Origin of the sequence: Halobacillus sp. B23F22_5 (assembly GCF_043497085.1) — a bacterium.
Taxonomy (GTDB): Bacteria; Bacillota; Bacilli; order Bacillales; family Halobacillaceae; genus Thalassobacillus.
In genome coordinates, this window is sequence record NZ_JBIEKI010000009.1 from 94,378 (window position 1) to 117,169 (window position 22,792).

The window sequence follows — 22,792 nt, forward strand, 5'->3', positions numbered from 1 at the left end:
ACCACCATATAAAGGAGGTAATCTGTACATGAGTAAAATGAACTTTTCCATGCTTTTCAATTTGGGAAAGCCGGAAAGGCAGCTGCTCAACAGTTTGTTTATCAAGCTGGTCCTGATACCGATCGTACTGTTTATAGGAATGGTCAGTACCGGGCACATCACATATGGTGCTTTGTGGCAGCCGGTTGTGTTAACTCTCGTGCTTATCGTTGCAGGAATAACTATGGAAAAATTGGTTTTAAGTAAAGAAACCCTGGGTGCGAGTGTCTTTATGGATTTTATTGTTTCGTTGCTGATTATTCTGGCTCTATCCAATTGGTTTCCAAATGCGATGGTAACATTTATTGGGGCTTTTACTTTGGCGGTCGTGCTGGCGACGAGTGAATATTTCCTGCATCGCTTCTTACTTGCTTTACGTAATAAAAGTAACTCGGTATCGATAGAGCCATGAGTATCTTCTTGTTTCCGGGGACTGTTTGGTAAAAGATAATAGGCAAACCCAACTAACTGAGTCTGCCTATCCTATGATTATTTTGTATTGGTAAATCCACCATCAATTCGGATGACTTCCCCGTTGATATATTCCGCTTTGGAGGTTAAGAGGAACTTAACGAGCTCAGCAACTTCTTCCGGTGTACCTAAACGCTTTTGTGGAATGCCCTGCTCCGCACTTTCTTTCATTTTCGGATTAGCATCAAAATAGGACTTGACCATCGGTGTTTCCGTAGGGCCTGGAGCAACGGCATTGACGCGTAAACCGTCTTTCGCATACTCAGCAACTAAACTTTTTGTTATACCAACGATGCCATGCTTGGTTGCTGAATAAGTGACTACCGTGTCCTGACCGATGACCCCGGCACTGGAAGCTGTATTAACAATCGCGCCGCCGCCATTTTTCACCATCACTTCAGCGACATAGCGGACACCATATAGGGCACCCATCAGGTTGATGCCGACAATCTTTTCGATTTCATCAATATCCGTTTCAAGGTAGTAGGCACCACTGCCCGAGATTCCTGCATTATTAAAGAAATAATCGATCGTACCGAACTTCTCGACGGTCTGGTCGACGTAGTTCTTCACTTCATCGGCTTTAGAGACATCCGCTTTAATGAAAATGGCTTCGACTCCGGACTTTTTCACCATCTCGACCGTTTCATTGCCGCCTTCTTCATCAATATCAACAACAACGATGTTCACTCCTTCTTCTGCTAAACGGAGTGCTGTGGATTGGCCTAAACCGCTGCCGCCACCGGTAATAATCGCAACTTTACTCATTTAAAAAACCTCCTTTATTAGGTCTAACGATGAACTCAAACTTTACCTGAAAAATTTTTATGATCTACGAATAAAAATTCCACTCTTAAGCTTTATTGAAACATTGGCCGAATCCTGTCTAAATCATTAATAAAAAGGCTTAACTCTTCCTGACTTAATTGGATTAGTAATTGGTCATTCAATGACAGCACCTGGCCATCCGAATCCTGTGTATGTTGGTTCAGATATTCATAAATCATATGGAACTGATTTTTATTAAAGCTGGATGTAGTGGTATGCTGTTTCACTTGCTGCAAGATGAACGTGTCACTTGTTTGGTCAAAGTCGCCAGACAGGATTTCTCCCGTAAATTCCATCTTCCCACTCCTTTGGTATTCAGCAGTTGAAGTTAGTTTATCCTTAATCCTACCGCTTATCAGGACAAATAATTTAATGGCACTTGATTACCGGAGAATGCATTCAGTCACACGCAGGTGTAAATTATTTTTAGAATCGTATTTATTATGTTTACAGGGAAGAAATGGTATCATTTGCATATAGGCATGAACCTTATATCAGCTTTTTGCACTTTGGGATGCAGCAAGTTAGAAAAGATGGTTCCAAAAAAGAGGAGGTATTCACATGACTACGATTAATAAAGGCGACGGAAAATTTTATGTCGGTGAAGATGAGCAACATCCATTGGCGGAAATTACATTTTTGGAAAAAGATCATTTAGTTGTAGTGCATACATATGTTTCGGAAGAGCTCCGGGGTCAGGGGATGGCCGCTAAACTAGTTGACAAAATGGTAGACTACGCGAGAGAAGAGCAGAAGAAAATCGATCCCAAATGCGACTACACAGAAAAGAAACTTAAACAGAATCCGGATTACCACGATGTTTTGCTGGAAAATGACTGATCAGGAGAATGATTCGGGAGGGTAGAAAATGGATCAATTCATGAAACGGGCAGTGGAACTGGCGGTGGCAAACGTAAAAGAAGGTGGCCAGCCTTTTGGCGCCGTGCTTGTTAAGGATGGTGACATTGTCGCTGAAGGAGTGAATGAGCTGCACAAGCAGTATGATGTCAGTGGCCATGCAGAACTGCTTGCCATTCGGCAGGTACAGGAAGAGTTGCAGACAAACGACCTGTCCGGCTATACGATGTATGCCAGTGGCGAGCCTTGTCCGATGTGTCTCACAGCGATGTATTTTGCAGGAATAGAAGATATCTATTATTGTGCTTCTGTTGAGGAAGCAGTGGAAGCAGGATTAGGAAAGTCGAAGCAAGTCTATGACGATTTGCAAAAAGCAAAAGAGGAACGTTCGCTCCGTATGCAGCGTATGCCTCTTGACGAAGGACAAACCAATCCAATGAAGCTTTGGAAAGAGTCGTGACCGACACCAGTTTACTAAAGACATCAACGGAAGAATAGGAAAGCGTCTCTCCTATTATTAAGTAAAGGTAAAATAACTTTGTTTCATGATAAGGGCGACTATCCCATCCGAGGGAGTCGCCCTTTCTTTACTTTACCGTCGTACAGTTTCTTTGATTAAAGGTACAAAAAGAATGACCTGCCCTTTTTCTTCATACAATGTCTTTGGGGTGAAAAAAATGCCAAGAGTAAAATACACAGATTCAGATGTTGCCTTAATGGCCAGGATGATGAGAGCGGAAGCTGTAGGGGAAGGAAAACAAGGGATGTTGTATGTCGGCAACGTAATTGTTAATCGTGCGAAAGCGGATTGTTTAGATTTTAAAGATGTAAGAAATATTAGAGATGTCATTTTTCAAGTGCAAGGAGGAAATTATTCTTTTGAGGCTGTGCAGAAGGGTAACGTATTTTATAACAGAGCGAGAGCTGTAGAGAAAAGATTAGCCAAAAAGAATTTGGATTATTGGAGGCAGCATCCAGCAAAGTTTTCGCTTTGGTATTTTAATCCATATGGTCCCTGTCCTCCCACATGGTACGGTCAGCCGTTTGCCGGTCAGTTTAAACAACATTGTTATTATGAACCACAAGCGAATACATGTGACAGTGTCTATATCGGAGGTTAAGCTTACTCGATTTCTATTGATATTGTGGATTTGTAAATTGCGAAATTAAAAGGGAACTTCCGCCGTGGGGAAGCTCCCTTTTTTACACTTTGAGACAGTTTAACTTTGTTAAAGGATTAAAGTATAAGAAATATTAAGGGCTTTCGCCATAAGTACTTGGCGACAAGCCAAGTTTTTCTAATGAATAGCTTTCCTCTAAAAAAAGCGCCACAGCCACCAGAGGTCCTAACCATCAGCCAGCTTTGATGGACTTTTTAGTGTTACGTTTTTTACTGGTGGAAGGCTCTTTACTCCATGCTAAAAACAGCGTCATCGCGATGATGCTGGCAGTTCCAACCCATTGGAAAAATCCGAAAGGCTCATGCAGCCAAACGACTGTCGTCAGCACTGCAGATAAAGGCTCCAGGCTGCCCAGCAAGCTTGTCTCCTGTGGAGACAGGCTTTGCAGACTTTCGATATAGAACCAGAAGGCAATCATTGTGCCAAAAATGATCACAAAAACCAGGTATGCATACACCTCTGCCGTGAAGTTTGCACTATTTACTTCCCATGGAGCATGGATGAAGCTTAAGGCGAATCCGCCGATGACCATCGCCCAGCCGACAACGACAAGAGAATCGTAGTGCTTCAGCAAGGGAACAGCATATAGCGTGTAAAAAGCTAATGCTACTCCTGATAAAATCCCCCAGATGATTGCCGGACTCGGCACGGATAATTGGGAGACTGATCCATTCGTCAATAAGAAAAAGCACCCGATTAACGCGAGCGAAACGGTCACCATATCACGCCCGGTCAATACGGTCTGGCGGCGTAGCAGCAAATAGATGATGATCATGGCTGGTGCCAGGTATTGCAGCAGCGTTGCAACAGCGGCATTTCCATGATTGATGTAAGCCATGTATGTATATTGGACACCGAGCATACCGAGCAGACCGAAGATGATTAACTGGATCGCTGTTTTTTTATTCTTCCAGACGGCGAACACCTGGGATCGGTCTTTCTTAAAATACTGGACGGCTAACAACAGCAACCCAGCGATAAGCAGGCGGGTCGTCACGAGCCAATTGACATCGATTTGATAATCCTGAAAGAGCTTTTGGGAGACTGTGCCCCCGACGCCCCAAAAAGTCGCTCCGGTAATCACTAGGATAAGCCCGGTGCTTTTTGCGGATTTATGCATCATGGAGTCACACCTTAAAAATAGAATGATAATGCTATCTTAAAGGAAAAGCAGCTGTATGCCTACCTGATTGGAGAAAAAAATAGTTGCGATGGAAGTTGGGAGGTTATAAACCTTCATAGCTATGAGGCAGCAACAAACTTCATGAGAATACCAATAGGTGTGCTCGTAGGTAGTTAGTGAAGAACATAGGCGCGTTAGGGCGGAAGTTTAAACGCTAACTTCGAAAACCCTGTTCACCTTCCGTTTATTTTCATTTTTCATACTTAAAGAAAATTTAACTTTATACGAAAGCTTTCTCCATAAGTACTTGGCGATAAGCCAAGTTTTTCTAATAATGTAAAGTCGGTGGGGAAAGTTTACAATAGTAGGGAAAGGGTGAGCGGAATGACAACCATCTTGGTGGTAGACGATGATTTACATATATTGAATCTAGTGGAGATTCAGCTGAAGGAAGCCGGGTTCCAGGTGAAAAAAGCAGGGAACGGCGTGGAGGCGCTGGAGATTTTGGAGGAGCAGGTGGTCGACCTGGCTGTAGTCGATATCATGATGCCACATATGGATGGCTATACCGTGACGGAGAAAGTCAAATCAGACTTTGATGTTCCGGTCATTTTGTTGACAGCAAAAGGGGAAATCGAGGATAAGGAAAAAGGGTTCCGCTCCGGTTCAGATGATTATGTCGTCAAGCCGTTTCATCCGAAGGAATTGCTCTTTAGGATTCGAGCGGTATTGCGCCGCTACGGGAAACCTGCGGAAACTATCATTAAAATAGGCGGGCTCACGATCAACCGGAAAAGCTATGAAGTGCAGGCGGGAAACCGGACGATTCTAATGCCATTGAAAGAATTCGAACTGCTGTCGCTGCTTGCCTCCCATCCGAACCAGGTGCTGACAAGGGATTTTCTGATCGAGCAGGTGTGGGGAATCGACTTTGAAGGGGACGAACGAACCATCAATGTCCATATCAAGCGGATTCGGGAGCGTCTGTCAGGGCTGACAGACGAGATCACGATCGGCACCGTGCGTGGCGTCGGCTACCGGCTGGAGGCAGCACGCACATGAAAACACTTTATTCGAGGTTTCTGATTGTCACCCTTTTTATTATGGTAGGCAGCACGATCGTCGGGTTTCTATTTTCCAATTCCTATTATCATCAGAAAGTGAAGCCGGAAAACGATCAGAAGAATATGGAGATTGCAGAGAACGTCGCAGGCTTTTTGGAAAAAGAAGACGATATGGACAGCTACCTCGAGCATATCGGGGACATCGGCTATCAGTTATATGTCGTTAATGAATCGGGAGAGGAAACTTTTTATGGCGGAGATTTCCGCGACAAGCGGCTGCCAGATGACATCAAGCAGCGTGTCCTATCTGGCAACGCGTATCACGGCATGAAAAATTTCCCGAGAGAAACGTTCGTATCGGGATTCTTTGCTGATGAACTGACGAATACCGTGGGGGTCCCTTTTGAATATGAAGGAGAAAGGCATGCCCTTTTCCTGCGCCCGGACATCGAGCTATTGTTCAGTGAAGTCCATATCCTGCTTGGCTGGATGGTGGTAGTCATGCTTGTGCTGACGATCATTGCGGTCCTGATTACAGCCAGATTGCTGGTAGACCCGATTCGGAAGCTGTCGAATGCGACCAACAAAGTGGTCGATGAAAATTTCGACGTCCAGCTTGATATTAATAGGAAGGATGAAATCGGGCAACTGGCCAACCGTTTCAACGACATGCTTGAGCGGCTGGGGGAACAGGATGCCATGCGTAAGTCATTCATCTCCAATGTCTCGCATGATATCCAGTCGCCATTATTGAATATTGAGGGTTATGCCCGCCTGTTGGAAAGCGACACGCTGACAAGGGAAGAAAAGCAGGCTTATATCGATGTGATTAAAGATGAAACGAACCGGATGTCGATGCTGGCAAAACAGTTGCTGCTATTGACCTCCCTGGATCAGAAGGGGAAACTCGTGGAAAAAGAGGCTGTTGATGTGACGGCTCAATTAAAAGAAATTATCCATAAATATCGCTGGCTGTTCGAAGAAAAAGAACTCCTGGTCGGGTATGATCTCGACGACGCTGAGATTTTTGGTGACACTGCGATGCTCTATGCAGCCTGGGAAAATTTACTGACGAATGCCATTAAGTATAACCGGGCGGGAGGTTCGATTGAATTGACCCTCACCAATAAGGAAAAAGAAGTGGAAGTTATTTTTCAGGATACGGGCATCGGGATGGCCGATGAGGAACAAAAGCGTGTTTTTGAGCGGTTTTACCGAGCCGATCAGGCAAGGACGCGTACGACGGAAGGGACCGGGCTTGGGCTGTCGATTGTCAAGCAGGTCATTGACATGCACGGCGGCAAAATCAGCGTTACCAGCGAACCTGGTGTAAAAACGGAATTTGTAGTGACTTTGCCGAAAAAATAATGATTCCGTTAACCTTCTGTTCACTTTCCTGTTTTACATTAACAAGTGGAGAGAGAAAAAGAAGTCTCTCAGTTAGGGAAAGGGAGGAAAAATGATGGAAGCATATAGCAGGTTGTTACTTCGGGTGTCCGCAGTATTCGCCTTGATTGGAGTGTTTATTGGTTCCCATATGGCAGGAGCTGGTTCGTACGCGATGCGTCCGATCCATGCGCATATTCTTGTGGTCGGGTGGCTGTCATTATTTGCGTGGAGTGTGTATTACAAAGTGTTCACCGTGAAGGTGAGAAAGCTGGCGATTGCTCACGTGTGGACCGCGATTATCGGTGCTGTCGGTCTGACCACCGGGATGTGGGTCCATTTTCTTGATCTGCTCAGCATGCCGAAAGCAGTTTCGCTAAGCTTATATATCGGAGGCGGATCGATTCTGCTGATCAGCTTTATTCTATTCTTAATTACTACATTTTTTATCGCACCGGAATCTGAGGAGAGAAGGGGAGAGTCATGAAGCGATTTTTTCGTAGCACCACTAGCAAAAAAGGGATGATTATCAGTTTATCAATCTGGCTAGTCTTCATGCTGGTGTTAAGTTCCATGGCCCCAGGGGCAAGGGACCAGGCCGTCAATGCGACCGGGGAAGGGCTGCCGGAAGAGGCGCAATCGGTGATTGCCGATGAAAAGGTACAGGAACATTTTGACGACAGCGACAGCCTGCCTGCCATCCTGGTGTTCCATCAACCGGATGGACTGAATGATGAAGGGTTAGCCAAAGTAGGTGAGGGGCTGCAAGCGCTCGACGAGCTTCCAGCAGAACAGCAGGAAATGATCAAGGGAGTCCTGCCGTTCAGTCAGATGCCGCCCCAGGTCCAGCAGTCGTTTTTATCCGATGATGAAACGACACTGGTGATGCCTGCGGAGCTGAAAGCAGGGCTTGAAATGGAACAGGTCAATGACTTGGTGGTCGAAATGGAAGAAACTATCCAGCAGGGGCTTGGTGGTAACATCGAAATATCAATCACAGGACCTGCCGGAATCGCTTCGGATGCACTGGAGCTATTCTCAAGCGGGGATATGGTGCTGCTGTTTGCCACCGTCGGACTGATCCTTATATTGTTGATCGTCATTTATCGCTCGCCATTGCTGGCATTGATTCCGCTGATTGCGGCAGCTATCGTTTATGAAGTCGTCAACAGAGCGATCGGAATCGGAGGCGCGAGCGGATGGTTTACCGTCGAAACACAAGCGTTGTCGATTATGATGATTCTTTTATTTGCGGCAATTACAGACTATTCCCTGTTTGTATTCTCACGGTTCAGAGAAGAGCTGCAGACCGTGGAAGATAAGTATGAAGCCATGCAACGGGCGATGAGTAGTGTCGGGGAGCCGATTTTCTTCAGTGGCGGGACGGTACTTGTCGCAGTCATCACACTTGCGGCTGCTGTGTATGAACCGTATCGAAACTTTGCACCGGTTTTCTCCGTGGCTATGCTGTTTATTCTATTAGCTGGGTTAACCCTGGTTCCTGCTTTGTTTACGCTGTTCGGCAGAAGAGCTTTCTGGCCAGTGATTCCGCGCGTTGGTAAGGAAAAAGTTGCGAAAACGAACAAATTATGGGAAAAAGTCAGTCACGCGGTCACGAAAAAACCGCTGGTCAGTGGCTTAAGCGTATTGATTTTATTAGGGATATTCTCCCTGAACGCATTCCAGGTCAATTACTCTTATAATCTATTACAATCGTTTCCGGAAGATATGACTTCGCGCGAAGGTTTTGAATTAATCGAGGAAAAATATAACCCTGGAGAGGTTGCGCCTACGACCGTGCTGGTGACTTCGGATGATAGCCTCGCAGAAAGTCAGGCGGAAACACTGGCAGCACAACTGGAAGATAGGGAACATGTAGCGGAGGTCACGATCAATCAACGGGACTTTTTATCAGAGGATGGAAAAGCCTCCAAGCTGAGTCTCGTATTTGACAGCAACCCTTACCAGCATGAAGCGTTTAACTCAATGGAAAAGCTACGGGATAAAAAAGACGAAACCCTTGAAGCAAGCGGGTTGGATCCAGCCCAGCATGACCTTTATTTTGCCGGGGAAACAGCGGCTAATCTGGATGTCAAGAAGTTGAACGATCGGGATACGATATTGGTTATGGTGCTGGTTACTGCTCTGATCACCATCATGCTTGGGTTCCAGTCGCGATCCATCATCGCTCCCATCTACATGATGGCTACGATTCTATTATCCTTTAGCGCTGCACTCGGATTCTCGGATCTCTTGTTCAAAAACGTATTCGGGTATGAGCAGATGAGCTACCGGATCCCGCTCTATGCGTTTGTATTCCTTGTCGCACTTGGGGTAGACTACAACATCATGCTTGTTTCACGGATTCAGGAAGGTTATCGAAAGCTTCCATTAAAAGAAGCTGTCCAGGAGGGATTAGCGAAAACAGGCGGTGTTATTTCTTCAGCCGGCTTGATTCTTGCTGCGACGTTTGCTGTCCTTACGACACAGCCGATTCTTGAACTGTTTATGTTCGGGTTCGTTGTCGCTGTTGGTGTGCTGATCGATACGTTCCTCGTCCGGACGATTCTTACACCGGCCATTATTATGAAACTAGGAAAATGGAGCTTTTATCCGTTTGCAAAAAATAAAAGCGCTCCAGCAAGTGTCCCCGGGAAAGAAACGTCATCGCTGAAATGATGATTCCCAGGTTAAGTATTAAAAAAAGTGCCTGCACCAGGCTGTTTTAGTAGGGGCGGGCACCTTTGATTCGCTTATTTGGTATATTTGTTGGCATAGCCGCTTGCCACGATTGCATCGGGTTTTATTTTCGCTTCCATCCCGAGCGATTCAATCCTCGCCATCATTTCTTCTACATAGACTCGTGTCCGGTTTCTTTCCCCTGCGCCAATATCGATATGCCCTTCGATAGAGAAACTGGCACCTTTATAAATGTGAGGCAGGACGATATTGATCAGTTTGGTCTTTTTTTCTTCGGTGAAAAGACTGGCGACTTCCTCTGTCAATGAAGTTTCGTAGGATATTCGCTCACCGAGTACATGTATTTGTCTGTTTACGACTTCTTTTCTGAAACAGGCCCAGACGCCAGCGCCTTTGCGTTGAATGACGATGCCTGTGATAAAAACAGTGGCATGCGGGTGTACCTGTGAGTCCGTACCTAACATCAGCTTATAGTTACCCATCGGTTCTTTTTTCATAAAGCTATAGATGTATTGAAATACCTCCTCGAAATTCATTCGATTCCGGGAGATATTTTGAAAATTCAACGGTCTGTCCATATCGTTTCCCCCTGTGTCATCAGCGGTGTATTCCAGTACTTTTTTATACTTTAAGGAAGTTTAACTTTGTTAAAGGATTAAAGTATAAGAAAAACTTAGGCTTTCGCCATAAGGACTTGGCGATAAGCCAATCTTTTCTAAGAGGATGTTCTAAAAAGAATCCCTTTATGCAAACAGGGATTTGCAGCGGAGATTTTGAGTGCTATGCAAGTGGAGTTGTGAGGCTAGGTAAAATCAACTACGCAAAAATAGGGTGTCATACAATAACGTATGTTGAAAGAAGCATTTTATTGAATGGATAAGGAAAAAGCCTGCCTCGGAAGTCAATTTGACAAGGAGGGCAGGCAATTTTTTTACCGATCATCTATTAATCTTCATTTTGTTGTTCAGCTGCCAATGCGTCTGCTTTCGTTTCATGGACGGTACCAAATGGATGCTCCGGGGGTGCGTAGATGGTGTAAAGCTTAAGCGGCTCATTCCCTGTATTGGTCAGGTTATGCCATTTACCAGCAGGTACCATGATGGCATAGTCATCCTCTACGTTCGCTTCAAAATCCAACTGGTCCGCACTGTCTCCCATTTGAACCAGACCCTGCCCTTGCTCGATCCGTAAAAATTGATCCACGTCCGGATGGACTTCCAGACCGATGTCGTCTCCGACGCCGATGGTCATCAACGTCACCTGCAGGTTTTCGCCGGTCCATAAAGCTGTTCGGAACGTATTGTTCTGTAGCGTAGCTTCTTCGATATCCACTACAAACGGTTCGGTGCCATAATCTTTTAGCACAACTCTTGTTTCTTCGCTTAAGGCATGTAACTTTTCCGCATGCCTGGCATCATCATGACAGGCTCTCCAAAATATTTCAGAGAATGGGGAGTGCTGATGAGAGGCATAGCTTTGACGGTTGGTTTCATAACTTTGTGTTTCAGTCTGGCAGGCCTTTCGTAATCCTTCCTGATAGGAAGAAAACTGGATTTTTTCAATGTCACAGGCAGGCTGTCTACCGGTCAGCATGACATATAGGTCGGTCAGCTGTCTCCAATGGAACTTCTCCTCATCTGCAGCCTGAAGGATCACCTGCTGATGCTGCTGGTTTGGTGCATGGCTGGCTAATCGGCTGTATAGATCAACTGCTTCTGTTTTCTCTTTTATCGCGGCCAGTAACGTGTCAGGCACCTGTTGATTATTTCTCGTCATGAAGTTTTGAGACATCGGCGCGCTTTCGTAATAAGGATATTGGTATACAGGGGGAATTTGGTACATATCGCATCATTCCTTTCCGGGAATTCTAAACATATCCTATGCAAGGAACGAAAGGAAGGGGAATGAAACCTGGGCACAGCCTCTAAACAACACGTGAAAAATTGGAGTACCATCATAAATGACAGGGGAAAATTTTCTAAGCCGGCCGCTTTTTTGTTATGATGGAAAGAGCAGGAATTTTTATAAAGGATGAAAAAAAGTAACTACTCTGAGCATCAAGTATCCTGCAGTTTGCCAATACATTATAGTAGCGATTACGTAAAGGTGTTTATTCGACTGATATCATTGGATGAAAATCATAAAAGATTTACGAAAGGGAGGGTGTACCATGACCAAACATAAGATCTATACCATGAGTTTCGCAAGTGTCTATCCCCATTATGTTACGAAGGCGGAGAAGAAAGGACGTTCAAAAGCAGAAGTCGATGAAATCATCCGGTGGTTGACAGGATATAGCCAGGAAGAGTTAGACGCTCAACTGGAAAAGCAGACAAACTTTGAGGACTTCTTTGCGGAAGCTCCTCAACTGAATCCATCACGGAATAGGATCAAAGGTGTGGTCTGCGGTGTCAGAGTGGAAGACATCGAAGAACCAACCATGCAGGAAATTCGCTACTTGGATAAGCTGATTGACGAGTTAGCGAAGGGAAAAGCGATGGAGAAGATTTTGCGGAAATAACAATTAAACATCAATTTTCTATTCATATGGGCATCCATTTAGAAGTGGGTGCCTTTATTCTTCAGTAAATAGTACATAAATCAGAAAGTGCCTGCCCCCCGATGCGTTAATGCAATACTCTGGGGGGGCAGGCACTTTTTTTGAGAATTTTCTAACCTGTTTTCAATTTTATTTTAATAGTTTGTGTTCAAATGGGAAGTCTGAGAAGTTCTCGACGCCATCCTCTGTTACAAGTAGCTGTTCTTCAAGTTTGACTCCTTCTTTTCCGCCGGGAGAGCCAATATAACTTTCTACAGAAAGGACCATGTTAGGCTGAATGATGCCATCATAGCCTTTTTCTTCAAAATCCTGAGGATAGACGATATAAGGATACTCTCCACTTAGCCCCGTGCCATGAGCGACAGTGAAATAGCGGTTTGGGAAGAATTCATCTGGAATCCGCCAGCTTTTCTCTGCATATTCACGGAAAGACATGCCTGGTTTCAAAAGATCAATATTGTATTGGATTTGTTCATAAGCGGTTTGATACAAGCATTTTTGTTCATCTGTCGGTTCGCCGTTTCCACAATAGAACGTGCGGCTGATATCTGTGAAGTATCCGAATGGACCATTCATATCTGTATCGAATGCAACCAATTCTCCCTCATTAATGACTTTATCGCTGCATTCTTGGAACCATGGATTCGTCCGGTTACCGGAGCTGAGAAGTCTCGTTTCTACATAATCCCCACCTTGAGAAATGTTCACATGGTGAAGGTTGGACCACAATTCATTTTCTGTGATTCCGGGCTCTAATGCCTGCTGCATACGGATCATGCCTTCTTCCGCTGTTTTAACGGATATTTTCATGGCTTTGATTTCTTGATCGTTTTTAATGCTTCTCGCATGTTCAATAGGTTCTTGCCCGTCTACGACTTCGATGCCTTCTTTTGCAAGCTCGATGGCTCCGACAGATGGAACATAGTCAATGGCCAGCTTTTCATTTTCCCCTGCATGCGTGCGGAAAAGGTCGGCAATTTCTTTTGCCCATTCTCTGGCATTATCGTAAAGGTTCTCACCTGATGCTACATAAGAAAGCGTAATGGCTGGCCTTACCTCATCAATCGTTTCAATTCCTTCTGAAAGGTGCTCGCAGTTCGGAAAGTCAAATAATGTAACCGGACCTTCTGTAGGGATAAAAGCATAGCGAGCAGGGTTTCTTAACATAAATACTTGCATGTTCCGGCTTCCCGTTGCATATCTCAAGTTTACGGGATCAAAGATGACAATGCCCCCATATCCAAGTTTCTTTAATTGTTCACGGACTCTACCTAAACGGTATTGTCTCATTTTAACAATATCAATTTGTGTCTTATCATGACGGATACTTGTTAATTTGCTCATGTAATCCTCCGTTTCGGGTTTCTTCGATTGATTTACATCGCACATGTTACAACAAGGTTAAACATATTGCAATAAGTTTCTATTGGAAATTCAGTCAATTTCGATCGTGTATTTAAAAGCTTTTGTCGTATATTTGGTAATACTGTATTCAATGGGTTTGGAGTCTATTCCCAGCGTGTTTCTTTCAATGGTAATTAAGGCTTCCCCAGTGGCGACACCTAGTAGATCAGCTTCATGCTGAGTAGCATTGCTCGCTGAGACATGTTCTCTTATATTCGTGTGATGTATCCTGTGCTTTCCCAGGGTTGGAAAAAAGTCAAATTCCTTATCAGCCACCTGTTCAACTACATTACCTATAGCCAGTGGAAGGTAAGATTGTTGAATGGCGATAGGTTTACCATCACCAATGCGCAGCCGCTCCATAAAGAAAATATCTTCTGTTTCTGTAAGCGAAAGCTGATATTTGGCATGGTAGTGAGTTTGACTTTTTTCCATACGTAAAAGAGTAACGTCCATATTTGTACCTATCTCATGATGGATGATTCCAGGATTACTTAAACCTTCCTCTGGTATTTCCTTTACTTTTGTAGGAGCACCACGCCTCGTCTCCAGGGTGCCATTTTGGACAAGGTCACGGATAGCTTGTCTAATTGTTGTACGGCTGACATTGTATCGTTCGATCAGTTGACTTTCAGAAGGGATGGATTCTCCTGGCTTCCAGATTCCTTCTTTTATATTTGACACTAACTTGTTTTTAATTTGGATATATAATGGTAATTTCTTTTGTTTTTTACTCATGATCTAAATCTCCTTCTACATGAATACTATTCCTTATTCTATAGAAGTTGGAACATCCTTACTAGCTTATTCCTTTTTAAACCTTTTTAATTGGCGGTTCTATCTATTTCCTTATCGATTCAGAAAGTGCCTGCTCCCACGATGCTTTAATGCAGTACTAGGGGGATCAGGCGCTTTTTTTGCTTAAGATTCGTTTTATACAAATTTGAAAAGAAAGGTTGGCAAGAAATGATGAGTTGTGTAAAATAAAACGCGTACATTAAAAGATGTTGATTAAATAATGTTCGTATTTTATGGTGGGAGGAGAAATAGGATGAGTTTAAAACGAAGTATAAGTGGTTTAATTGGAGTAGTGATTTTAGTTTTCTTGCTTGCGGGTTGTGGAGACCAGCCCCAGGCTACAGGAGCGGCTGACAAAGAGGAAGAAAAAGTTATAGGAATCATAGGTCCAATGGAAGTGGAAATTGACATTCTTCATTCTAATATGGAAGTGGAAGAGACAACTGAAAAAGGGAAATTAACCTTTTACGAAGGAACTTTAGAAGGCCAACCCATCGTCCTTGTTAAATCCGGAATAGGGAAAGTGAATGCAGCTTCCGCAGCTCAAATGCTCATCAGCGATTTTGATGCGGATGTATTGATTAACTCTGGCGTTGCAGGAGGGATACATCCTGATTTGGGTCTGGGAGACATTGTTATCTCTACGAAGACCGTGCATCATGACATGGACGAAACGGCTAAAGATTTCAAGCCAGGACAAATCCCATACATGGACACAAGGTATTTTGAAGCGGATCAAGAACTAATTCAGCTAGCTAAGAAAGGTACGAAAGGTCTTCCTGATTACGTTGATGTATTCAAGGGACCGATTGCGACAGGAGACCAATTCATTGCAAGCAAAGAAAAAACGGACTGGATTTATAAAACGTTTGATGCGTATGTAGTGGAGATGGAAGGAGCGGCTGTTGGACAAGTTGCCTACTTAAATGAAATCCCGTACGTAGTCATTCGCTCAGCTTCCGATGATGCAGGAGAAGAAGCTGCTGGAATTCAAGAAAACTTTGTAGAAGAAGCAGCGAAGAACTCCAGTCAAGTGATTGAAGAAATGTTAAAAAACATGTAGGAATGAATGAAAGTGCCGGCCCCCACTACGCTAAAGCATTAGTATGGTGGGGGTCATTCATTTATTACGAGAGAAATTCACTTCAGTTGAAACTTTGATGGATCCTAACCGTAAATACAGATGAGGAAAGGTGGGAAGTTATGAAGAAGTATTTAATTTTTATAGGAAGCTTTTTATTACTTTACTTCGTTTATCAAATGGTATCAGGTCTCCTTTTAACTATGAATTATAATCCAGACATTTCTTTTACGGGAGTTTTTTCACCTCAGGAAGTGAGTTTTGGAAATAGAAGCTTTCATTTGATAGTCATCGTATTAATCGCTAGCATTTCCTATTTCTTTTCACAACATAAAAGAGTTAGATCTGGTTCATAAATAGGGAGCGATTGTAATCGGGGAGAGAAAAAATGAAGAAAATAACTTTCACATTAATACTATCGATAATTTTAATTATATCTGCTTGTAAGGATATAGATCAGGAAAAGGAAAGTCAGACAGCTGAAACAGGAACCAATACACAGAATGCTGAAGTCCCACCACAAACTGAAAAACAGAATGAGGAAGAGGATGCGGAATTTCACACAGAAATTCCTTCTATAAAGAAAATAAGTTCGAATGGTCCAGATATAATTTTAGACAATAGTTATCAAGAAGTATGCTGGGGTGATTGTGATGATAATAGTACCTATCATTACCCTGATATTCACTCTGGTGAGGTAGAAGTCGGTGACAGAATTTTAATTGACTGGAGAACCATGAAACCAATTCCATCGGAAGTTAACTTCATTTATGTAAACAGTTCAGGAGAGGAAATCAGTAAAGAAAATATAAACCCTGGTAGTTCTACGTTAAACATACAAGTTGGCGAAGAAGAAATCGGAAAACAATTTGCGGTTCAATTCTTATGGGAAGATGGAGAAAAACTACAAGGTCATAGTGTGTTAAATTACAAGCTAAAATGAAATTGATCATACATAAAAAAGGCAGTATTGTGATTGCTTAAAAAAAAGACAAGATTCAAAATTGAAACTATGGGAGAAGATATTGTGAAGGAAAAGCTATCGTACGAGGTCTACATAGAATTATTTCTTATTACCATACTATTCGGTGGTATTGGAATTCTTTTATTTTTAGTGACAAATAACTTTGTAATAATTTTCGTCTCATTAATTTCAGGAGTTTTAATAGATATGTTGAAATTCGCAGCTAAGATTTACTCTTTGCAGCTTAGTAAAGAGGATAGTAATAAAAAAGGGATAAATTAAGGGTTATCCTATTGTCGGGCTACAAGGCAGGTTAACTTAATACAAAAGCACACATTCGTTTATAATGTGTGCTTTCCTTGTTTTCATATATCCTTACGGGTAGTGATAAATAATAGAAACTGCGTGATGATCGCTAAGATAGGCAATTCTAATAATGGACCAATCACTAAAACCAGGGCAATTAAAGGCTGGTCTGGAAATGCGGTCATAGCAATAGCTAGAGCGATTGGAGAATTTCTGGCTAACGTAGTTAAGCTCAAACTTGCTCTGTCGGAGTTCGGGAACCTCATAAGCCGCCCAACCTTTTGACTGACAAATAAATTAACGATAAAGAATAAAAGAATAGGGATAGTTATTTTCCACATTAAATCTAAATTATCAAGCAATAATTGTCCTTGAGAAGCGAACATAGCAACGATTGCAAGGCTTAGGAAGATAATGGGGTATACGCTAAGTTTAGATAGGAAATTTTCTCTTGCTTGTTGCTTGTTTCTAAGAAGCCATTTGGTAAGAAGGGCCAATACCAAAGGAATGAACAAAACCGTTAGTATACTTTCTACCAGGAAACGTAGTTCTATAACGCCAGTTTTTCCACCAAAAATTAAAAGATATATAGGAAGTAATAGGACCTGCAGGATTAAATTCAAAGGCAAAATAGCGGTTGAAAGCGCAACATTCCCTTTGGCTATTCCTGTGAAAATTAAGTACCAATCCGTACATGGCGTAACCATTAACATAATAAATCCAATGTATAATGCCGTATTATCTCCTAGAAAAAACATCGCTAACAGCCAGGCGAAAAGGGGTGTCCAGACAAAATTAATGAGGACGGAAGTGGATGTGAATGTAATGTTTCTAAAGGATTTTTTTATTTCTTCCATAGGTACTTGTAAGAAAGTAATATATAGCATAGCCACTAATAAAGGGACAATAAAACTGTCCGCATTAGTGCTTATTAATGCCACTTGCCCAATCCCTAAACCGATAACAACTGCAGAAAATATAATAAGTGTATATAATTTTTCGAATAAGTTCATTGCGGGTCACAACCTGTAAAAGTAAATAGGAATGCACAACTAACATTATCATAATTAATGTGATTTTACTTATTAGTGCAACTTTTAGAAAGAGACTTCTGTGGTGAAGTCTCTTTTAATATTCAAATAATAATTTGAATATTTGGTTGACACTTACGTTACAGAAACATACACTATAAACAAATATTCAAATAATCGTTAGAATGAAGGTGAAACCAATGAGTGAAGAGGTAGTTAAAAAAACTCCTAAAGATACTTGTGATACGTTTTGTTATGATGAAGAACTTGTTCAACGAGTCCAGCCGGAAATCGAAAAGGTGGAAGGTGTGGAGTTGATTTTTAAAGCTCTATCGGATGCAACGCGTATGAAAATTGCGTATGCCTTAACACTGGAGAAGGAACTGTGTGTCTGTGATGTGGCGAATATCATAGGCTCAACGACGGCCACGGCGTCACATCATTTAAGGTTATTGCGCAACATGAAGTTAGCTAAATACCGCAAAGAAGGAAAGCTTGTATTTTATTCCTTAGCGGATGATCACGTTCATCAGTTAGTTTCAATTGCTTTAGCACACGCCAAAGAAGATTGACTGGAATAAATAGGGGGCACACCAATGAGTCATAAACAAACAGAAACAACATCAACTTGCTGCTCAAGTCAGACAGAGTCGGAGGACAATGAAACTAAAGATTCAAGTTCTTGCTGCTCTGAGGAGGGAAACACAGATGCCTTAGCCACTTCTATTTGTTGTGAAAGTGAGCCAAATGAGAAAGAAGCTTCTGCTACTTCTGCATGCTGTAGTAGTGAAGTGAACGAGGAAGAAGCTTCCACCACCTCTTCATGCTGTGGAAATGATCCAGACGCAAAAGAAGAACATACAGGAACCAATTCATCCTGCTGTAGTGCGGGAGGAAGTACGTACGAACAAGCAGGTGAAGGAAGTAGTCAGCCAGCAGGGCAACAAAACATGGAGTTCAGAGTAAATGGAATGGATTGCCCTTCCTGTGCCGCAACCATTGAGAAAGGGCTGCAAAAAATCAAAGGAATCCAATCGATTCGAGTCAATTACGGTACCGGAAAAATGTCTGTTAGTGCCGATGATCTCTCGGTATACGATCAAGTTCCTAAACAGGTCCGTAAATTAGGCTTTGAAGCTGCACCTTTGGGCAAAGACAAAAGCATGCAAACGTATAAAATTGAAGGAATGGATTGTGGCTCTTGTGCGATGACGATTGAAAAGCATTTAAGCAAAAATCCAAATGTTAAAGAGGTCAAGGTGAATTTTTCTACAGGAAAAATGCAAATCGATCATAGCACGAACCAAAAAGACATTATAAAAGAGGTTCAAAGAGCTGGTTTTGATGCTTCCTTAGACTCGATCCGTAACCAGAAGAAATCAGCCACGGATAACAAGAAAAAAGGGGCCTCGACCACCACCATATCCGGGATATTCCTGGCACTTGGTTTTATCGGTTCTTTTACTGACGTTACCCCATGGTTAATCACGGCTTTATATGCGGCAGCAATCCTTATCGGAGGCTTTAAGCCAGCGAGAAGTGCCTTTTATGCAATAAAAAGTGGTTCCTTAGACATGAATGTGCTCATGGCCTCTGCAGCCCTTGGAGCAGCCCTCATCGGAGAGTGGTTTGAAGGGGCGACGGTCGTATGGCTTTTTGCCTTAGGAAACACCTTACAAAACAGGTCGATAGAGCGTACAAGAGAATCGATCAGAAGTCTAATCAACCTGGCTCCATCAGAGGCTACTGTTAAATCAGGGACTCGACTCATTCGAAAACCAGTCGAAGAGGTGGAAGTCAATGATGTGATCGTCATCAAACCCGGGGAGAAAATTCCTTTGGATGGAGAAATTTTGTCAGGTACATCCAGTATAAATCAAGCGCCGATCACGGGAGAATCCTTGCCTGTTGATAAACAGCAGGGTGATACGGTTTATGCAGGCACGGTCAATGAAAGTGGCTCTTTAGAAGTTAAGGTAACAAAGTTAGCTGAAGATACAACGATTGCAAAAATCATTCATCTGGTAGAAGAGGCTCAGGAGAAAAAAGCTCCAACCCAGGCATTTGTGGATCGGTTTGCAAATGTATACACGCCTATTGTATTTACTCTTGCCCTTCTTGTAATGGTAGTACCGCCATTATTTGGGTTCGGATCCTGGGGAGAGTGGCTCTATAAAGGCCTTGCATTACTGGTGGTAGCCTGTCCTTGTGCACTGGTTATATCTACACCAGTCGCGATTGTATCTGCGATTGGCAATGCAGCTAAGAATGGAGTGCTCATCAAAGGTGGGACCTTTTTAGAAAAGGCAGGAGCCATTCAAGCGATTGCTTTTGATAAGACGGGAACCCTTACAGAAGGGAAACCGAAAGTTGCCGAAGTGCTTGCCCTTCAGAACAACAGGGAAGAACTGATCAGTATTACACGGACGATTGAAGAACATTCCACTCACCCAATTGCTCAGGCAATTACCACTTTTGCAGAAGAACGAGGCATTCCCGTTAAGGAAGGGGAAGCTTTTAAAGCCATTGCTGGTAAAGGGGCGCAGGCTACGATAAACGGTGTGGAATATTTTGCTGGTAATCCTAAGCTGTTTAAAGACATGGAGGTTCCTCTTAAGGAAATCGAAGAGCGGATTGATTCCTTACAAGGAAATGGAAATACACTTGTAGTAGTAGGTACTCGCACGGAGGTGCTGGGTCTCCTGGCTGTTGCGGATACCATCCGTGATATTACGGTTCAATCCATTCAAAAGCTCAAACAAGTCGGGATGAAAGAAATGGTGATGCTGACGGGGGATAATGAAGGCACAGCAAAGAAAATCGCAACCGACACAGGTGTCGATCGCTACTTCGCTGAGCTGCTGCCTGAAGACAAAGTGACTGCTGTAAAGAAATTGCAGAATGAAGGTAAGCGTGTTGCTATGGTGGGGGATGGAATAAATGATGCTCCAGCCCTTGCAACAGCTGATCTAGGCATTGCCATGGGTGGTGCCGGAACAGACACAGCTATGGAGACCGCCGACATTGTACTGATGGCTGATAATTTGGAAAAACTTCCACACACCATCCGTTTAAGCCGGAAAGCTCTGGATATTATTAAGCAGAACATTTGGTTCTCTTTAATCACCAAATTAGCCGCTCTGGCTTTGATTTTCCCAGGACTTCTTACTTTATGGATGGCGGTTCTAGCTGATACTGGTGCTGCGTTGATTGTTATACTAAACAGTATGAGGTTGTTAAAGCAAAAATAGGGAGGAGTTTTTCCTCTCTATTTTTTCTATAACTTAAAGAAAGAAAGGAGATTGTTTATGGAGATTAAAATTAGAAATGAAGAGCCACAAGATTATAGAGTAGTTGAAGAAATTGCCAGAGAAGCATTTTGGAATTTATATTTTCCTGGATGTCATGAGCATTATGTTATACATAAAATGCGGGAACATGAAGATTTTATCCAGGAGCTTTCATTTGTGATTGAAGTGGAAGGTAGGGTCGTAGGTGGTATCTTCTATACGAATTCAAAAATAGTATCCGAAGATAATAAAGAATATAAAACAATTAGTTTTGGGCCGGTTTTTATATCTCCTGAATTTCATAGGAAAGGATTGGGAAGGAAATTAATAACTCATTCCATTGAAGTGGCAAAAGAAATGGGCTACCGTGCTATCCTGGCATTAGGGTATCCATACCATTATGAACCATATGGGTTTCTAGGAGGAAAAACATACAACATATCCATGCCTGATAAAAAGTTCTATAAAGGGTTGTTGGTATTACCACTTTACGAAGGTGCGCTGAATGACATTTCCGGCTATGTGATTTTTTCAGATGTATTGGAAGTCGATGATGATGAAGTTAATGAATTTGATCGATCATTTCCTCCAAAAGAAAAGAAGTTTCAAGAGAGCCAAATTGAATTTGAAAAAGCAGCATCTATGCTTGATGAATAATAATAGGAGACTAATGAGTTTAATAAAGAAAAATATACTACAGAAGGAAATAATTCACCTGAGTCCCTAGCTCAAGGGTGGATTATTTTTTGGTTGAACGACAGTATGCCAATGATTAGCGTTGCAAATGCAACTGCAAACATCAATGCTTCGTATACTGTCATCAGCACCACCTCCTTTATGTTGAGGATGAATGCCGACAACCCAAAAGAACCACAAAATAGTGGTTCTTTAATCTCTCATGGATCCCGCTTCACGGGATGTCATGGCTCCTATCCCTTTGCTTACATCCTGTTGAATTTCTTGTTTTACTTTGTTGGGGTCTGTCCCGGAATTTCCTGGCTCCATCATTGATTTAGAAGTCTTTTTTCTGCCTTGTCCTACATCAGTTCCTGTCGTGGTCTGATTCCTTTCCATTACCAATCACCTCCATATCAATAGGTTTAGCAATCATTCAAATAATAACCAGATGATCATTCCTAATTTGAAAAGAAGGAATTTACTACCATTTTGTTTAAATACAAATATGGTGCAAATGTAAAACTACTTAAACAGTGAGTAATGAATCTTTAGTTATGTAGGTGAAAGGAGAGGTAAGGATGGAACAAACAATGTTAGATGAGTTCAAGGAGTTTTTAGAAGAATACAAAACATCTTGGAATAGTTTAAATACAGAGAAGATGCTAGCACATCATTCAAAGGATTTGAAAGTCAGGTGGGCTGATCGTGAAACAATTGTTTCTGATTGGGGCTTTGATGAGGCTGAACAAGGCTGGGTTCAGGCATATAACCAATATCAAGGAAGAAACCCTAAATGGTTATTTGATGACGTTCTAATAGAAATCAATAAGCAAAAAGAAGGCGTAGCTATATTTTGGGTTAGTTTTGAAGTTGATGGAGAAATGACAAAGGTAAAGTTACTATTTATAGAGACTTTCCGTAAAGAAAATAATGAATGGAAGAAAATTAGGGAGTATGTTGAAAATAGCTTTACTAAATAGTACAGAACGAGAGGGTAACCTGAAACGCTTTGTTAGTTAATAATATTAGC

At 42.4% G+C, this 22,792-nt stretch carries 24 protein-coding genes; 15 read left to right on the plus strand and 9 right to left on the minus strand.

Going from position 1 to position 22,792, the window contains the following annotated elements; translation table 11 throughout:
* Positions 1–28 precede the first annotated feature (28 nt).
* Entirely contained in the window at positions 29–451 is a 423-nt protein-coding gene (locus ACGTN9_RS13160) for a DUF2512 family protein (RefSeq protein ID WP_499593469.1), read from the plus strand.
* A 77-nt stretch (positions 452–528) separates the two neighbouring features.
* On the opposite strand, the gene ACGTN9_RS13165 is transcribed toward ACGTN9_RS13160, so the two are convergent.
* Positions 529–1,278: an SDR family NAD(P)-dependent oxidoreductase gene (locus ACGTN9_RS13165; RefSeq protein ID WP_499593471.1), complete on the minus strand. Its 750-nt coding sequence runs from the start codon at positions 1,276–1,278 to the stop codon at positions 529–531.
* A 92-nt stretch (positions 1,279–1,370) separates the two neighbouring features.
* Positions 1,371–1,634, minus strand: a complete 264-nt coding sequence (locus tag ACGTN9_RS13170; protein WP_499593473.1) for a hypothetical protein — start codon at positions 1,632–1,634, stop codon at positions 1,371–1,373.
* A gap of 265 nt (positions 1,635–1,899) precedes the next feature.
* On the opposite strand from ACGTN9_RS13170, the gene ACGTN9_RS13175 reads away from it, so the two are divergent.
* From ACGTN9_RS13175 to ACGTN9_RS13185, 3 genes are all read left to right on the plus strand, one after another.
* Entirely contained in the window at positions 1,900–2,178 is a 279-nt protein-coding gene (locus tag ACGTN9_RS13175; RefSeq protein WP_499593475.1) for a GNAT family N-acetyltransferase, read from the plus strand.
* Between the two features lie 28 nt (positions 2,179–2,206).
* Positions 2,207–2,656 carry a nucleoside deaminase gene (locus ACGTN9_RS13180; RefSeq protein ID WP_499593477.1) on the plus strand — a complete coding sequence of 150 codons (450 nt, stop codon included), beginning with the start codon at positions 2,207–2,209 and terminating at the stop codon, positions 2,654–2,656.
* A 217-nt stretch (positions 2,657–2,873) separates the two neighbouring features.
* Complete coding sequence (locus ACGTN9_RS13185; RefSeq protein WP_499593548.1) at positions 2,874–3,317, plus strand: cell wall hydrolase; 444 nt, start codon at positions 2,874–2,876, stop codon at positions 3,315–3,317.
* Between the two features lie 232 nt (positions 3,318–3,549).
* Here the strand turns inward: ACGTN9_RS13185 and ACGTN9_RS13190 are convergent, their stop codons facing one another.
* Complete coding sequence (locus ACGTN9_RS13190; protein WP_499593550.1) at positions 3,550–4,497, minus strand: DMT family transporter; 948 nt, start codon at positions 4,495–4,497, stop codon at positions 3,550–3,552.
* Positions 4,498–4,884: 387 nt separating this feature from the next.
* Here ACGTN9_RS13190 and ACGTN9_RS13195 point away from each other — a divergent pair, with 387 nt between their 5' ends.
* The 4 genes from ACGTN9_RS13195 to ACGTN9_RS13210 all read left to right on the plus strand — a co-directional run bounded on the left by ACGTN9_RS13195 (position 4,885) and on the right by ACGTN9_RS13210 (position 9,629).
* The gene (locus ACGTN9_RS13195) at positions 4,885–5,562 is read left to right on the plus strand and encodes a response regulator transcription factor (protein ID WP_499593479.1); all 678 of its coding nucleotides are present in this window, start codon (positions 4,885–4,887) and stop codon (positions 5,560–5,562) included.
* Positions 5,559–6,932, plus strand: a complete 1,374-nt coding sequence (locus tag ACGTN9_RS13200) for a sensor histidine kinase (RefSeq protein WP_499593481.1) — start codon at positions 5,559–5,561, stop codon at positions 6,930–6,932. Before ACGTN9_RS13195 ends, ACGTN9_RS13200 begins: the two co-directional genes overlap by 4 nt.
* 94 nt (positions 6,933–7,026) lie before the next feature.
* Positions 7,027–7,437 carry a hypothetical protein gene (locus tag ACGTN9_RS13205; RefSeq protein ID WP_499593483.1) on the plus strand — a complete coding sequence of 137 codons (411 nt, stop codon included), beginning with the start codon at positions 7,027–7,029 and terminating at the stop codon, positions 7,435–7,437.
* Positions 7,434–9,629 carry an MMPL family transporter gene (locus ACGTN9_RS13210; protein WP_499593485.1) on the plus strand — a complete coding sequence of 732 codons (2,196 nt, stop codon included), beginning with the start codon at positions 7,434–7,436 and terminating at the stop codon, positions 9,627–9,629. Before ACGTN9_RS13205 ends, ACGTN9_RS13210 begins: the two co-directional genes overlap by 4 nt.
* A gap of 74 nt (positions 9,630–9,703) precedes the next feature.
* Here the strand turns inward: ACGTN9_RS13210 and ACGTN9_RS13215 are convergent, their stop codons facing one another.
* Both ACGTN9_RS13215 and ACGTN9_RS13220 read right to left on the minus strand, forming a co-directional pair.
* Positions 9,704–10,228: a ribonuclease H-like YkuK family protein gene (locus ACGTN9_RS13215; RefSeq protein ID WP_499593487.1), complete on the minus strand. Its 525-nt coding sequence runs from the start codon at positions 10,226–10,228 to the stop codon at positions 9,704–9,706.
* A gap of 367 nt (positions 10,229–10,595) precedes the next feature.
* On the minus strand, positions 10,596–11,492 hold the full coding sequence (locus ACGTN9_RS13220) for a cupin domain-containing protein (protein ID WP_499593488.1): 897 nt from the start codon (positions 11,490–11,492) through the stop codon (positions 10,596–10,598).
* Positions 11,493–11,820: 328 nt separating this feature from the next.
* Between ACGTN9_RS13220 and ACGTN9_RS13225 the strand changes: the two genes are divergently transcribed.
* A complete protein-coding gene (locus ACGTN9_RS13225) occupies positions 11,821–12,171 on the plus strand; it encodes a DUF2200 domain-containing protein (protein ID WP_499593490.1) in 351 nt (116 codons plus the stop codon).
* Between the two features lie 168 nt (positions 12,172–12,339).
* Here the strand turns inward: ACGTN9_RS13225 and ACGTN9_RS13230 are convergent, their stop codons facing one another.
* Positions 12,340–13,554 carry a M24 family metallopeptidase gene (locus tag ACGTN9_RS13230; RefSeq protein ID WP_499593492.1) on the minus strand — a complete coding sequence of 405 codons (1,215 nt, stop codon included), beginning with the start codon at positions 13,552–13,554 and terminating at the stop codon, positions 12,340–12,342.
* A gap of 90 nt (positions 13,555–13,644) precedes the next feature.
* The gene (locus tag ACGTN9_RS13235; protein ID WP_499593494.1) at positions 13,645–14,352 is read right to left on the minus strand and encodes a GntR family transcriptional regulator; all 708 of its coding nucleotides are present in this window, start codon (positions 14,350–14,352) and stop codon (positions 13,645–13,647) included.
* A 313-nt stretch (positions 14,353–14,665) separates the two neighbouring features.
* On the opposite strand from ACGTN9_RS13235, the gene ACGTN9_RS13240 reads away from it, so the two are divergent.
* Both ACGTN9_RS13240 and ACGTN9_RS13245 read left to right on the plus strand, forming a co-directional pair.
* Positions 14,666–15,475: a 5'-methylthioadenosine/adenosylhomocysteine nucleosidase gene (locus ACGTN9_RS13240; protein WP_499593496.1), complete on the plus strand. Its 810-nt coding sequence runs from the start codon at positions 14,666–14,668 to the stop codon at positions 15,473–15,475.
* Between the two features lie 406 nt (positions 15,476–15,881).
* Complete coding sequence (locus tag ACGTN9_RS13245; protein ID WP_499593498.1) at positions 15,882–16,436, plus strand: hypothetical protein; 555 nt, start codon at positions 15,882–15,884, stop codon at positions 16,434–16,436.
* Between the two features lie 386 nt (positions 16,437–16,822).
* On the opposite strand, the gene ACGTN9_RS13250 is transcribed toward ACGTN9_RS13245, so the two are convergent.
* A complete protein-coding gene (locus tag ACGTN9_RS13250) occupies positions 16,823–17,776 on the minus strand; it encodes an arsenic resistance protein (RefSeq protein ID WP_499593500.1) in 954 nt (317 codons plus the stop codon).
* Between the two features lie 218 nt (positions 17,777–17,994).
* Here ACGTN9_RS13250 and ACGTN9_RS13255 point away from each other — a divergent pair, with 218 nt between their 5' ends.
* From ACGTN9_RS13255 to ACGTN9_RS13265, 3 genes are read left to right on the plus strand one after another with little or no spacing between them, the layout of a single operon-like run.
* On the plus strand, positions 17,995–18,366 hold the full coding sequence (locus ACGTN9_RS13255; RefSeq protein ID WP_499593552.1) for an ArsR/SmtB family transcription factor: 372 nt from the start codon (positions 17,995–17,997) through the stop codon (positions 18,364–18,366).
* A 24-nt stretch (positions 18,367–18,390) separates the two neighbouring features.
* Positions 18,391–21,045: a heavy metal translocating P-type ATPase gene (locus ACGTN9_RS13260; protein WP_499593502.1), complete on the plus strand. Its 2,655-nt coding sequence runs from the start codon at positions 18,391–18,393 to the stop codon at positions 21,043–21,045.
* 57 nt (positions 21,046–21,102) lie between these two features.
* Positions 21,103–21,741 (plus strand): GNAT family N-acetyltransferase, encoded by a 639-nt coding sequence (locus ACGTN9_RS13265; protein WP_499593504.1) that lies wholly within the window; start codon positions 21,103–21,105, stop codon positions 21,739–21,741.
* 231 nt (positions 21,742–21,972) lie between these two features.
* Here ACGTN9_RS13265 and ACGTN9_RS13270 read toward each other — a convergent pair whose 3' ends face one another.
* Positions 21,973–22,158: a hypothetical protein gene (locus ACGTN9_RS13270; protein ID WP_499593506.1), complete on the minus strand. Its 186-nt coding sequence runs from the start codon at positions 22,156–22,158 to the stop codon at positions 21,973–21,975.
* Positions 22,159–22,340: 182 nt separating this feature from the next.
* Between ACGTN9_RS13270 and ACGTN9_RS13275 the strand changes: the two genes are divergently transcribed.
* A complete protein-coding gene (locus ACGTN9_RS13275; protein WP_499593508.1) occupies positions 22,341–22,742 on the plus strand; it encodes a hypothetical protein in 402 nt (133 codons plus the stop codon).
* Positions 22,743–22,792 lie beyond the last annotated feature (50 nt).